9 protein-coding genes are annotated in these 12,985 nt (G+C 60.0%); 6 read left to right on the top strand and 3 right to left on the bottom strand.

Going from position 1 to position 12,985, the window contains the following annotated elements:
* The first annotated feature begins 25 nt into the window (after positions 1–25).
* Positions 26–3,358: a glycosyltransferase family 2 protein gene (locus tag Q0X47_RS02665; protein ID WP_297722582.1), complete on the top strand. Its 3,333-nt coding sequence runs from the start codon at positions 26–28 to the stop codon at positions 3,356–3,358.
* Positions 3,355–5,028, top strand: a complete 1,674-nt coding sequence (locus tag Q0X47_RS02660) for a DUF5719 family protein (protein ID WP_297722579.1) — start codon at positions 3,355–3,357, stop codon at positions 5,026–5,028. Before Q0X47_RS02665 ends, Q0X47_RS02660 begins: the two co-directional genes overlap by 4 nt.
* Before the next feature lie 15 nt (positions 5,029–5,043).
* On the opposite strand, the gene Q0X47_RS02655 is transcribed toward Q0X47_RS02660, so the two are convergent.
* A complete protein-coding gene (locus Q0X47_RS02655; protein ID WP_297722576.1) occupies positions 5,044–5,901 on the bottom strand; it encodes an RDD family protein in 858 nt (285 codons plus the stop codon).
* 18 nt (positions 5,902–5,919) lie between these two features.
* Here Q0X47_RS02655 and Q0X47_RS02650 point away from each other — a divergent pair, with 18 nt between their 5' ends.
* On the top strand, positions 5,920–6,903 hold the full coding sequence (locus tag Q0X47_RS02650; RefSeq protein ID WP_296180413.1) for a stage II sporulation protein M: 984 nt from the start codon (positions 5,920–5,922) through the stop codon (positions 6,901–6,903).
* A 20-nt stretch (positions 6,904–6,923) separates the two neighbouring features.
* Here Q0X47_RS02650 and Q0X47_RS02645 read toward each other — a convergent pair whose 3' ends face one another.
* Both Q0X47_RS02645 and Q0X47_RS02640 read right to left on the bottom strand, forming a co-directional pair.
* Positions 6,924–7,913: a L,D-transpeptidase gene (locus tag Q0X47_RS02645; RefSeq protein ID WP_297722572.1), complete on the bottom strand. Its 990-nt coding sequence runs from the start codon at positions 7,911–7,913 to the stop codon at positions 6,924–6,926.
* Between the two features lie 21 nt (positions 7,914–7,934).
* Positions 7,935–9,413 carry a L,D-transpeptidase gene (locus tag Q0X47_RS02640; RefSeq protein WP_297722569.1) on the bottom strand — a complete coding sequence of 493 codons (1,479 nt, stop codon included), beginning with the start codon at positions 9,411–9,413 and terminating at the stop codon, positions 7,935–7,937.
* Between the two features lie 203 nt (positions 9,414–9,616).
* Here Q0X47_RS02640 and rpmE point away from each other — a divergent pair, with 203 nt between their 5' ends.
* From rpmE to Q0X47_RS02625, 3 genes are all read left to right on the top strand, one after another.
* Positions 9,617–9,928 (top strand): 50S ribosomal protein L31, encoded by a 312-nt coding sequence (gene rpmE / locus Q0X47_RS02635; protein WP_296180421.1) that lies wholly within the window; start codon positions 9,617–9,619, stop codon positions 9,926–9,928.
* 104 nt (positions 9,929–10,032) lie between these two features.
* Positions 10,033–11,136 (top strand): peptide chain release factor 1, encoded by a 1,104-nt coding sequence (prfA, locus tag Q0X47_RS02630; RefSeq protein WP_297722565.1) that lies wholly within the window; start codon positions 10,033–10,035, stop codon positions 11,134–11,136.
* Between the two features lie 177 nt (positions 11,137–11,313).
* Positions 11,314–12,744, top strand: coding sequence for a cell wall-binding repeat-containing protein (locus Q0X47_RS02625; RefSeq protein WP_297722563.1), 1,431 nt, complete (start codon positions 11,314–11,316; stop codon positions 12,742–12,744).
* Positions 12,745–12,985: the final 241 nt, after the last annotated feature.

The following is a 12,985-nucleotide window of genomic DNA, read 5'->3' as shown; positions in this document are numbered from 1 at the left end:
ACAGGGACGTAATATCCTTAACCCTGTGCGCACTGCAGTTACCGCTCTCATCGTAACCTCCGGGGAGACACCTTACCTGGCGGCGACCCTTTTGGCGGTATCCCGGCAAACTCTGGCCCCACGCGATGTGTTCGTCATCGACGTGTCCAGCTCCGGGGTGGCTCACCGCTCCGGCACAAAAGTCCTGAAAACTCCGGGAGCCCCCAACTTGGGCGAAGCATTGCGCCAAGCCAAATCTCAGCCCGATTTCCCCACGCCGCCCCCGGGCCAACCCCACGCCCTATGGATTTTGCACGACGACTCCGCCCCAGCGCCCTCCTGCCTGGCAGAACAGATGCAAGTCCTGGAATCCGGCGCTTCCATCAAAGTTGTCGGCGCGAAACAGCGACTGTGGGACAAAGCCAATCAAATCGTAGAGGTCGGCATTCGTGCCACTCAATCCGGGCGGCGCTTGCAAGAGATGGACGCCGGCGAGGTTGACCAGGGACAATACGACGGTCGCGAGGACGTGCTGGGCGTGGGCACGGCGGGAATGCTGGTGGACTGGGAGACGTTCTGCCGTCTGGACGGTTTTGACCCGCACCTGGGTCCTTTCGGTGATGGTCTGGAGTTTTCCCGGCGAGTACACCTAGCTGGGTATCGGGTCGTGGTGGCGCCGCGCGCCGTGGTTTATCACAAGATGGCGGGCTACTTCGGGCTCCGCGGTCCCGACGGGGGTCGTCCCACTCGTTCCGCCCGTAGCTTTGACCCGACCGGGCGGGACTTGGAAGCCAACGGCAAGCTGGAGTCCGATTCAAAGCGTTCCTTTACCGCCCGGCGTACCGCCCAGCTGCACAACTGGATGGTGGCGGCACCCTGGTGGCTGTTTATCTTCCTCCCGCTAATTGTGTTGGTGCTCGGCCTGCTGCGGTTTTTCTGGCGTATCGTCACGAAAGAGCCCAAGCTCGCGGCGGGAGAACTGAAATCGACCCTGGTGACGGTGTTCCGGCCTTTTGCTGCGTGGAGATCCCGGCTGCGGCGGGTGCGGCAAAGCAAGTTGAGTCCCCGTACTTTGCGGCCCCTCCAGGTGAAATCTTCCCAAATCCGCCAAGCCAAAACTACGGCTCGGCGCGTCGCTAAAGATCAGCGCCGTCCCCAAATCCCGGACGCGACAGCGCGGCGCAATTTTTATACCGAAAAGTCTGTGGATCGCACCCTCGTGTGGATCGTCGCTGCTGCCCTGACCCTGATAGGGCTGCTGGGCTGGCGTTTTGCTATCGGCGGGGTATCCGGCGGGGCGCTGGCGAACCTGCCGGTTAACAACCGAGACTTTTGGACTGACCTGATTTCCGGGTGGATTCCCGCCGGCCTGGGCTACGGTTCAGCGGTCGGGGCGGTGGACCCTCTGGGTCTGGAGGTGGCGAGCCTGGGCCAAATCGCGGGTTTCGTAGGGATAAAAGGGTCGGTGGTGCTGGCGGTTTTGCTGTTCGCGACCCTGCCGCTGGCCTGGCTCAGCGCGTGGTGGGCTGCCGGGGTTCTCACCGATTCCCGCACGCTGCGTACCTTGGCTGCTCTGTCTTGGACTTTCAGTCCTAATCTGCTGGTCAGTATGGGTTTGGGACAGCTGCCGGTGTGGGTTTTAGCGGTGAGTGTGCCCCTTTTTGTCGGTTCACTAGCCCGGGGCGCCGGGATGCCGGTGTCCCGCGTCGTGATGGGAGAAATCGAACCGGTCACGGTCAGCGTGCATTCCGCCGCGATTATCCAGGTCGGTATCGCCGCCCTCACCGGTTTCCTAGTGGTGAGCGCGGCCGTGGTTATGGTCATTCCGGTGGTATTCCTGGTGTTGATGGCAATGCTGAAGGGGGTCTCTAACCCCATTTTTGCCGCGTCGCAAACCGAGGCGCCAGACCCGGTACTCAGCCATATTCCGGCCCGGCTACGGCTGAAAGCCGTTCACGCCTTGATTGTGCTGGCTCCAGCGGTGCTGCTGGCAGTGCCTACGGTGGTGCGCACAGTTGGTTCGCCTGCCCAATGGCCGCTGTGGCTGTCCAGCCTGTCGGTGCCGCTGCCCACCCCGAGACCGAACTGGTGGGATTTGCTCACCGCTTGGCCGCTTGATGTGGCAGCGACGTCCCTGCCCATTGCCCTGCCCGGCTGGCAAATTCTCGCTTTCCTGCCCTTAGGGCTGCTGCTGCTCACCGTAGTATCCGGGGTAATCATTCCAAGTCATTCCACCGGGGCTCACTGGAGTCTGCTGTTCGCGCTGGGAGGCTTGGCGACGGCGTGGTTGGCCAGTTCCACCCCGGTGTCTGTCTCGGGGACCGACGCTGTGTGTGCCTGGGCCGGGCCGGGATTGGCGGTGTTTCACGCAGGGTTGATTGCCTCCGCCCTGTTCTCGGTGGGGCGTCTGCAATTGACGATTCCGGTTGAAATAGCCAACTGGAGCAACCGCGGTATCCGGGCCGTGGTGTCCGCGGCGGTGTTGATTCCCATCTTGGGGGCCACTCCGATGCTGGTGAACCAGGTTGGTGCCCCCGCTGCGTCCGGTTTTAACGCGCTGGAAACGTTTCGGGACGTGAGCCTTCCCGCCACGGTCGTCCAAGGCCAGTCTTCCCCGCGTCATCTGCGGGCCCTGAACCTGGAGGTTGCCAGCGCCCCCAACCAATCCACCCTGGTGACGGCCGGTCTATGGCGGGACTGGCGGCACACGACTTTTGAGGCTTCCCCCTACCTGAAACTGAAAAATTACCGCAACGTGACCGGTTCGCGTACTCCCGATGCGGCCGACACGGCGCTACAAGCCACGGTGGCAGCGGTGCTGGGAGGTTCCACGCCGAAGCTGGGTGAACAACTCGCCCAGTTGGATGTGAACTTCATTATCGTGCCGCGCAGCAAGGACGCCGCGACCACCGCCCTGGTCAACACGTTGGATTCGGCTGCGCCGCTGGAACGGATTACCACCACGGAGGCTGGTACGGTGTGGCGCTTGGCCGATACCGCCGCGGTCAGCGTGGCTCGGGTCGCCCCGGCCCAGTGGAAAGGGGGACATCCCTCCTGGCCGACCGGCGAAGTCAGGGCTCAGGTTCTCAATGTGCGCGGCGGAAAGGCACAAGTCAGGGCCGGACCGGCGGGTCGCCTGCTGGCGTTGAGTGAACGAGCTGATAGCAGCTTTACGGTGCGGTTCAACGGCAAAATCATCGACCCGGTGGAAACTGGTCAATGGAATGCGCTCTACCAGCTGCCCCCCAATCCCGGTACCGTGTCCATCACCTATGCCTATCTTCCTTACCAGTTGTGGGGTGCGGTGTTGTTGCTGTCCCTGCTGATTGCCCTGGCTGCAGCCCTACCGCTGCGTCGGGTGTCGGAGGTGAGATTGTGAAACCGCAAACCGCTCAGGGTTCGCGCCCGGATTCGCACCAGGATACGGAGCCGGAAAAGATTCCGTCGGCTGGTTCTCGTTACACGACGGTCAGCCGTTGGGATGCGGTGCGCTGGTTCCTGGCCACCCTCCTGGTCGTGGCCGTGTCGGGCCTGGTGGTTGCCGTTGGTCTGACCCGGCCGGCAGCTGCCCAGAAGCCTCACTACGGCGAGCCCGTGCCGGTGCCTCCCGGCCAGATTACCTTGGCTTGTCCCCAGGTGCCGCCCACGGTAAACCCAGCGGCAGTTGACGGCTCCGGAAATCCATTGGCGCCGCCCAAAATTGCGGGGTCGATGACCTCCACCGTTCTGGCTCGCACCGCGCGGGTCCCGGAAAAGGCAGTGTATCAACCCTTGGGTTCGCGGGGCCGTGCTCCGCAGTCCGCCGCCCCGACTCCGGAGGAAACGAACCCGGACCAAACGAACTCGCACCAATCCGGGGCAAAACACCTGGTGACAGAGGACACCGAGGAAGTGGCGCCGCCCCCGGAAAATCCCCAGAACGACCTGGACCTCACCCCGAAATCGGCCATGCTTTACGGCAGTTTTTCCACACCGGTCAGCGGTTTTCTCACCGCCCAGCCGTGGGACGGCAAAGTCGCCCTTGCCGGGGCGGATATTGAACAATCGGTTTCCTCAGGAGACTACCGCGGCCTGGCCAGTGCGTCCTGTCAGCCGGCGCAGCTGGAATCTTGGTTGGTCGGCGGGTCGACCGAGATTGGAGAATCGAGTGTCCTGCAGCTGATGAACCCCTCGTCTAACTCGGTTGATGCCAAGGTAGAAGTGTGGGGCGACACCGGGAAACTCGATTTCCCCCGGGGGGAAAAGATCACCGTGCCAGCCCGCCAGCTGCAAGCCATCCCCTTGGAATCCCAGGTCGGAGGAACCCAGCGCCTGGTGGTAAGGGTCACCTCAAACGGAGCCGGTCTGGCCTCCTCGCTGATGACGCACAGTTTACTGGGCCTGACCGCGGGGGGTGTATCGCTGGTACACACCTCGGCCCTGCCCAATACCACCCAGGTCATTCCCGGTGTCGCGATGGACGGAAGTCTCGGCGCGGTGCGCCTGTTGAACCCCGGTGCAGATTCAGCGCGGGCCACCATCGAAGTTGTCAACGAAAACGGGCGTTTCCCACTGCCGGGAGGCAAAGACCTCGATCTGGATCCCGGCGCGGTGCTTGACTTCACGCTGGGCGGCCTACAACCGGGCAACTATGCGGTCATCGTCAACGCCACCGAGCCCGTGGCGGCGGGGGCGGTGATATATCGGCAAGGCTCGGTTTCCCCCACTGACTCGGACAAATTTGTGCGAGACCTGGCGTGGCTGCCCGCCCTTTCTACCGGTGGAGGAGTGGTGATGGGACCCGCCGCGACACAGCGCCAGCTGCTGGTGACGAACCTTAACGCCGAAAATCGGGAATACCGGATTGACGGAGCCACCCATGTCGTCAACGCGATGACGACCGTGGTCGTGCCCCTTAAAGACGAAACTCCCCAGTTGATTGAGGCTCCCGACCTGTATGTAACCCAGCTGGTTACCACGAACCTAGGCGACGGTGACGGGATTGACGCCCTGGAACCGATTCCAGACCTGTCTGTGTCCAGCCAAATCTATGTTCACCTCACCAGCTGACGCAGCTCGGCGCGACTAAATCCCGTATCGGGAACCGGACACCGCGGAGAGTTTTTTCTCCAAGCGCGCCTGAACGGCGTTATTCATGTGGTATTCGGCATCTCGGCGCAACACCAGGACTGCCGCGATAAATCGTTCCGGGTCAGTTTCGGGGGGAGGCGGCGGATACACCTTGTTCAAAAGGGCGGTGGCGAGCGTATGGGCCGCCTGCTGGCGGTGGAGCGGGTCCATCTTGGCAGCGCTTTGCAGGAATCGGCGCGCCGCCACGGTGGTGACCCCGTCCAGCTCACCGACATTGGCTCCGCCAGCCCAATCTGCCAGCTCCGGAGCCAACAACAGCGGTCGGCGAGTCACCCCGGACGCTTCGGAAACCGCGTAGGTTCCAGCGAAAATATCCCCGATACGTTTGCCTCTGCGGTTCGTCCACGCCGCGATGATGGCTCCGGCTCCTACCGTCGCCCACAGTTCGCCCAGACCAATCAGGGTGCGTACGAAAGCGTGGCGCAAAGTGATGGGACCGCCGTCGTCGCGGACTATGCGTGTTCCCACAATGAAGCGTCCCAGCGACTTTCCGCGGGTCAGAGTCTCTACCGTCATCGGCACAAAGAACAGCCACACCGCCGTAATCACCGCGACGAACGCAGTGACTTGTGCCTGGTTGGAAAAATACAGAAAACCGTCGTCCTCGCCGCTCAAAGTCAATATCAGGAACAACACCTCGTAAGTGATAACCATCCCCAAAATCGACACAGCCGCATCAATAGCAGCTGAAACGATGCGCAAAAACAGGGAGGCTGGCTGCACCAGCAAGGCAATGGCTTCGCCGGTGATGACCACGTCGGGCCGGATTTTCGTTCCGCTAAATTGTTCCATTGAGTATAAATTAGCAGCATGGACATCGACGCGTATACCGCAGGGCGAACTGAGGACTGGTCGCGCTTGGCTCAACTGAACCGGAAACGCCGTCTGAGCGGGGCAGAGATTGACGAACTCATGGGGTTGTATCACCGTGCTAGTGCGGATTTGGCGACCATCACGTCCGTGCCGACCGACCCCGATGTCGTGCTGGATCTGACGAATTTGGTGTCCACGGCACGAGGGCGTATCGGGGGGCCGCGCCGGACATTTCGGGAGTCCGTGGGCGGGTTCTTTACCGTGACTCTGCCCCTAGCGCTGTATCGAATCGGTCCGGTTTTCCTGGTGCTGCTGGCGTTATCGCTGATTACCGCTGTTTTCACCGGTTTTTGGGTCTACACCCACCCGGAGATTCTGCTGGCCCAGAAAACCGAGATAGAGATGCGCCAATACGCCGAAGATTCTTTCAAAGCCTATTATTCAAACTATCCGGCCCCGGATTTTGCCGCCCAGGTATGGACGAACAACGCGACGATAGCCGTGCTGATGGTGGCTATGTTCTTTACCGGAGCCTATCCGGTCTACCTGTTGCTGACGAACTTCGCCAATGTGGGGGTGGCCGGGGCCATCATGGCCAAGTACGGTGACTTAAGTGTTTTCTTTGGGTTGATTACCCCTCACGGCCTGCTGGAACTGTCTTGCATCGTCCTGGCTTGCGCCGCGGCCTTGCGGCTGTTCTGGGCGCTGTTTGTGCCCGGGGAAGACCCGCGTATGGTTTCCCTAGCGCGGGCGGGCCGCCAGTTCGGGCCGGTGGCTGCCGGGTTGATTATCCTGTTGGGGATTTCGGGTTTGGAAGAAGCGTTCTTGACGCCGTCTGCGCTACTGACCCCCGTAAAGATTGCGGTGGCCGTGGTGGTCTATGCGGCCCTAGTGACGTGGGTCGTGGTTTTCGCGCGGCGAGCCGTGCGGGCGGGTCTGAGCGGGGACCTGGCGGAATCGGCTGCCGGCTACGTAGCCTAACGGATCAGCCAGTTGCCCCACTAGGGGTGGGACACCACCGTGGTGTTCGTATCAGCCCAATCCCACAGCCATTTCGCGTCGTCGGGACGCATATTGACGCAACCGTGTGAACCGGTATCGGGAGTATAGACGAAACTGGTGCGCCACGGGGCGGGGTGGAGGGCAAAACCCTTGTGAAAATACTGGATATAGTTCGCCGGTTCAGAATACGGCCCGTCGAACCCGACCCCGGTCATGTCTTGGAACGGGACTCGTGAATAGATTTTAAACACACCCTGCGCCGTGGGAGCGAGCCGGTGCCCATGGACAACCGGGACCGGCCCCAAAACCAATTTGTCGCCCTCGTAAGCGGCCAAGGTGTGATTGGTCAGATTGACGTCAACCCATTTTTCGTCGGGCTGGGGTTGGTAGGGCAGTGGCGGAGCCGCCACGACGGTGTCGTCGAAACCGCCTTTGCGGGGGGACAGTTTAGCGGTGACTTCCACGTTGCCCTTGCCGCTGTCCAGGGCTTTTTTGATCTGGGAAACCAGGTTGTTCGGGTGGTCCACGACCGTGCCGTCAACCGGGTCTTTCAACAGACTCACTAGGTGACCTGCGCTGTCCACCTGTCGGCTGCCGTTCGTGGCAGGTTTCTCGACTTGAGAGATGCAGGAGTGCACCCACTGGGTAATCGCGTCGACGTTGAACTGCGGTGAGGGTAGCGGTTGGGGGCTGAGCTGTTTGGTGGGCTGGGGCACGGGATGCAGCCACGAACAAACTTGGTCAGGCTTGGCCAAAAAACTGTTGTCCCCGAGGCGTAAAGTGACACTGCGCTGGCATGCCGAGTCCCGCGCCGCGCTAATCTGGGCGGACTGTTCGGGGTTCCACAACGGCGTGTAGCTAAAAGCTAGCCAACCTCCTCCGGCTGCCACCAGCAGCGCAGCTCCGAGCGCGAGCCATCCGGGGTTGGACGCCAGCGACCGACGCCGATGTTGCGGCGTCAAATGCGTCGGACGATACGGAAAGCGCATCCATTGAACCTTTCGAAAAACCTAGATAACCCCAGCTCGGTGAATGACCACCGGGGTTCCCACTCGCGCCCAGTCGAACAGCTCCTTGGCTTTCGCGGGCTTCAAGTTCACGCAGCCGTGTGACCCGCCATAGTTCGTTTGTACCCAATTCCAGCGGGTATAGGTGCCATGTACGGCGTAGCCGCCGTGATAGTACATGGTCCACGGACTCCAGGTGTCATAAGCGCCGTCCCAGGCTTTGTCGTTCTTCATGTGGGCGTTCACCAGTTTGGTTTGGACATGAAAAATTCCTGGGTAGGTCGGGGAGGGCAGCGAGCCGTGGACCGCCTCGACCGGTCCCCACACGACTTTGTCGCCTTCCCAAGCTGCCACGGTGTGGTTGGTCAGGTCGATACTGATGAACTTTTCTCCAGGTTTGGCGTTGTAGGGCGGGCGGGGAAGGGACTGATCCACAACCGTGTCGTTGAACTTGCCTTCCTGTACTGCCATTTCAAACACGCCGCGGTAGTTTTGCCCGGCGTTCAGCGCCGCGGTGATTTCGGCGGCGATGGTGTCGTTGTTCGAGACTTTCTTTGAGTCCAGAGCCATTTTCGTCATGGTCAAAAGGTAGCCGTCTTTCGTCATGGTGCGTTCGCCGGGGCCGTTATTGACGTCAATTTTTTCGTCGGTGAACGTCTTGAGCCAGTCCAGTACTTTCTTTTCGCTGACGACCGGTCCGTTCTCGGTGACCTCTACCCACTGGGCTTTGTCCGCGGGGGTGATGATGTGCCCGACTCTGCGACCAATCAGGTTCACTTTCGGGGCAATGAGCGAGTTGGCTCGCTGCGCCCAGGTTTCCAGCTGCGGATCTGGGGCGATTGGGGTAACTTCGGTCAGTTTCACCTTTATAGATTGTTTCGCCTGGGTTTCCCAAGTTTTCTGAGCGGCAGCGATGATGACTTTCGGGTCGACGCCCTGCCCGGCGCTGCCCGGCTGCACTTCAAAGGAGCCCTTTTCGCTGTTGAATCCCAGATGCGGATCCACGACGGTGTTGGGTCGCTGAGCAGTCAAAGCCCGGGCTGCCTGAGTGGCGGCGGATTCATCGAGAGTAAAGAGGGGGGTGACTTGGCGTTCTCTGACGGTGGAGGCCAAGATTTCGCCGAGGTTCTGGTTCGCTTTCATCACGGCAGCAGCGGTGCCGGGGACGTCGCAGTCCAAACCCATTTGCCCCAGGCTCAGGGAGGTGCGGGGAACGCCACCGCTAAAGGCAGCGTTCAGATTTTGGCAGTTGTCCGTCAAATGGCGTTTCAGTTCATCAGGGGTCATGCCCCCGATGTCGAGTTTTCCGACCGTAGTGTGGGGCAGGGCCAACTTGGAATAGTGCGTGGCGTAAGCCCAGCCGCCACCGGTCAAACCGAGGGCGAGAACCCCCACGCTGACGCCAACCACGATGGGCCAGCGGCGTTTTTGCTTGACGACACCACGAATTTCCAGCTGTGGATTTGTAGAATCTTGTGTCATGGTTTCCCCTCTATGCCATTGTTTATGATAACTGATAACCGCATTGAATCGAGAAGTCCCCAGACCGGCGGGTGGAGCCGCACGGTCGTGGCTGCGCCAGTTGGTGCGACTTTGTGGATTGTGGCATAATAGACCCTTGGTCTTTCCGGTTCACCCAAAGCTTTCGCCGCGGGACCCGGGGCCCTTGAACCCAAGGAGTAATCATGAAACAGGGAATCCACCCCGAATATGTTTTAACCGAGGTCACCTGCACCTGCGGAAATCACTTTACGACTCGCTCCACCCTGGCTTCGGGCCAGATGCGCGTGGACGTGTGCTCGGCTTGCCACCCGTTCTATACCGGCAAGCAAAAGATTCTTGACACCGGCGGTCGTGTGGCTCGTTTCGAGGCTCGCTACGCCAAGTTTAACGACGCCAAGAAGAAAGCTGCCGATAAGGCTAAGAAAGACGCCGAAAAGGCCGCTAAGCAGGCCGCTAAGGCTGAGGAAGCTAAGGCTCCCGCCGCCGCGGAATAGCGAAACTTTGGCACCGGTCGGTACATATTACCGACCGGTGCCTTTTATTTGCCGGGGTTTGCCGGTGAGCAACTCTCAGCCGCAAGCGATATGAAAGGTCAGAAATGAGTGACTTCCCTGAAGAATTTGGAGGCGTGGAAGCCCTGCTGGAAGAGTTCCACCAGGTCGAGGCACAGATGAGCGACCCGGACTTGCACTCCAACCAGGCTCATGCCCGCAAGGTTGGCCGCCGCTATGCGGAGCTGAGCCGCATCAACACCGTGGCGCAAAACTGGCTGCAGGCGCGTGACGACTTGGACGCCGGGCGCGAAATGGCTGGTGAGGACCCGGACTTTGCGGCGGAAATCCCCGGGCTTGAGGCCGCTTTTGAGCAAGCCAACGCCGATTTGATTGAGGCCCTGACCCCGCGCGACCCCGACGATGCCCGTGACGTTATTATGGAAATCAAAGCCGGCGAGGGCGGCGAGGAGTCCGCCCTGTTCGCCGGCGATTTGATGCGGATGTATCAGCATTACGCCGAAAAGATGGGGTGGACGATGCAGGTGCTGGGCCTGACCGAATCTGACCTCGGCGGGGTGAAGGACGCCTCGATAGCGTTCAAAGCGAAAGGCAACCCCACCCCGGAGGAGGGCGTATGGGCGCACCTGAAGTACGAGGGCGGGGTGCACCGGGTCCAGCGGGTTCCCGTCACCGAGTCCCAAGGGCGTATCCACACTTCGGCGGCAGGCGTGCTGGTCATGCCGGAGGCCGAGGAAACTGGGGACATCGAGATTGACCCTAATGACCTGCGCATTGACGTGTACCGCTCCTCGGGGCCGGGGGGTCAGTCCGTGAACACCACCGACTCGGCGGTGCGTATCACTCACCTACCCACGGGGATCGTGGTGTCGATGCAAAACGAAAAGTCCCAGCTGCAAAACAAAGAGGCCGGTATGCGGGTGTTGCGTTCCCGCCTGATGCAGCTGGAAGCGGAAAAGCGCGAGGCGGAGGCGGCTGAGGCGCGCGCCTCCCAGGTCCGCACCGTGGACCGTTCCGAGCGAATCCGCACCTACAACTTCCCGGAAAACCGTATCGCCGACCACCGCACCGGCTACAAGGCATACAACCTGGACCAGGTGCTCAACGGCGACCTGGCTCCGGTCATTCAATCCGCTATTGACGCCGACGAAGCCGCCCGCCTAGCGGCGGTGGGCAAATCTGCCCACTAACCACCCCGGCTGCAAACCTCCCCATCGCGCCGGTCTGCCAGACTAGGCAAATGAACGCGAATTAATATCCGTACCCAGTGACAGTTACGTTCGCTGGTAGTGAACAGTGTGCGGGGGGGGGGGGGACTTTCTTAGCATTTCCTTACCCGATTGTTTTCTACCGTTAGGAGTTTCGTTATGGGTAAGAAGAGATGGCTGACAGGGCTGGTTGCAACTGCGTCACTAGTGGGTTTGGCCGGTTTGGCGGCAGTGCCGGCGAGTGCTGAGGATATGCCTTGGTCGCGCGTTTCCGGTCCGACTGCTATACAGACTTCCGGGGAAGTGGCACGTAGTGCCTATCCGTCTGGCGCGAATGTGGTTTATGTGGCGTCGAGTCTCAATCCGGTTGATGCGCTACCAGCGGCTTCGATTGGTGATGGTCCGGTGGTGCTGACTGATGGCAAGACGATTGATTTAGGTCAAAAGGTTCCCCAGACGGCAATTATTGTGGGTGGTACCGGTGCGGTCCCCGCTTCAGTTGAGACCCTACTGCGTTCCAAGGGTGTTCAGAACGTCCAGCGTTTGTGGGGCCAGACTCGTAATCAAACTGCTTTAGAAATAGCAAAGCGTTGGGTGCAGGTAAACGGTACCCCAAAGATGGTTTACGTGACGCGGAATGCGGGGACGGGGTCACCCGACGCGGTGGCTGCTTCCATTAGCCGTCAGGGACCGATTTTGACTTTCTGGGATGCCGCTTCGATGGACGCGGTGAAGTCTACGATTAAGTCTCTAGGTGTTGCTAAAGCAACCATTCTCGGCGGAACCGGGGTGGTTTCTGCCGAGGAACAGTCTGCGGTGGAATCTACGGGCGTGCAGGTGGATCGTTTAGCCGGAGCAAATCGTTACGAGACGTCTTTCCGGATTGCCCAGTCTATCCGGGCTGCTCAGGGTGGAACCAAGGTCTATTTGGCTGCTGGCACAGCCTTGAAAGATGCCATGGTGGCTGGGGCGTTTAGCAATGGCGTGATTATCTTGGTTCCCCCGAATGCTGACGGGGTGAGTGTTCAGATTAAGCAGCTTGGTGGTACCACGGTCGTGGTTATCGGTGGCAAAGGCGTGATGCCCGATGCCAGGGTTCAGGCTGCTATCAACGGCAACGCACCCCAGCAACCGAGCCAACCCGCGCCAAACCAGGACGGAGAGTATCCGCCGAATAACATCGACCCTGCCACGGGACTCCTGATTCCTAACTACGGAGGCGTCAGGTTCCAACTCAAGCAAGAAAGACTCAAGCACTGGTGCAAAGACACCGTAGACAACGAAATTTGTGGAAAGAGCGGAATCACCACGGGAATCGCTACAGATCACTCAAAGCAGCTCTATGAGTCAGGAGAAACAGTAACTCTAGATTGGACCACCCTGCAGCTTGATGAAGGTCTCAACAAGAGCGATTTTGTCATTCAGGTCGAAGCACCTTCTTGGAAAACCCAGGACGTTTGGGTTTGGGATCGTGCCTTTAATCCACAAGGCTCAGATGTGAAAGTGCTGAGTTTTAAGAATAAGGTTACGGACCCTAAGACCGGAAAAGTAGCGTGGACTCCACGCCTGTATTTCTCCACCCTGCGTTAATGACGCATAACTTCATAAATGCCGGGACGAGAAGCGTTGGCTTCTCGTCCCGGACGTATGTATCTCACCGTTGTGGATAGGGTTGTCACCAGCCAGTAAATTATTCTTGCCGAAAAGGTTTCGCGGCATCAGGATTTCAAACTAACAGTTTGTTCTTTGCTGTGATGATTGACACGAAAACCGTTTGCTCCTCCGCAAATGCGTGCTGTGATTTTGACGTCCAGCAGGGAGTGAAAAACTG

Origin of the sequence: uncultured Mobiluncus sp. (assembly GCF_947254095.1) — a bacterium.
Taxonomy (GTDB): domain Bacteria; phylum Actinomycetota; class Actinomycetes; order Actinomycetales; family Actinomycetaceae; genus Mobiluncus.
The sequence above is the reverse complement of the archived record's forward strand: the minus strand, read 5'-3'. Positions and strand labels throughout refer to the sequence as shown.

What these genes read in the sequence shown, in the direction of transcription:
- Q0X47_RS02625 (WP_297722563.1), top strand. Translation starts at nt 11,314, where the DNA reads ATGGGTAAGAAGAGATGGCTGACAGGGCTGGTTGCAACTGCGTCACTA.
- Q0X47_RS02640 (WP_297722569.1), bottom strand. Translation starts at nt 9,413, where the DNA reads ATGACACAAGATTCTACAAATCCACAGCTGGAAATTCGTGGTGTCGTC.
- Q0X47_RS02650 (WP_296180413.1), top strand. Translation starts at nt 5,920, where the DNA reads ATGGACATCGACGCGTATACCGCAGGGCGAACTGAGGACTGGTCGCGC.
- prfA (WP_297722565.1), top strand. Translation starts at nt 10,033, where the DNA reads ATGAGTGACTTCCCTGAAGAATTTGGAGGCGTGGAAGCCCTGCTGGAA.
- Q0X47_RS02645 (WP_297722572.1), bottom strand. Translation starts at nt 7,913, where the DNA reads ATGCGCTTTCCGTATCGTCCGACGCATTTGACGCCGCAACATCGGCGT.
- rpmE (WP_296180421.1), top strand. Translation starts at nt 9,617, where the DNA reads ATGAAACAGGGAATCCACCCCGAATATGTTTTAACCGAGGTCACCTGC.
- Q0X47_RS02655 (WP_297722576.1), bottom strand. Translation starts at nt 5,901, where the DNA reads ATGGAACAATTTAGCGGAACGAAAATCCGGCCCGACGTGGTCATCACC.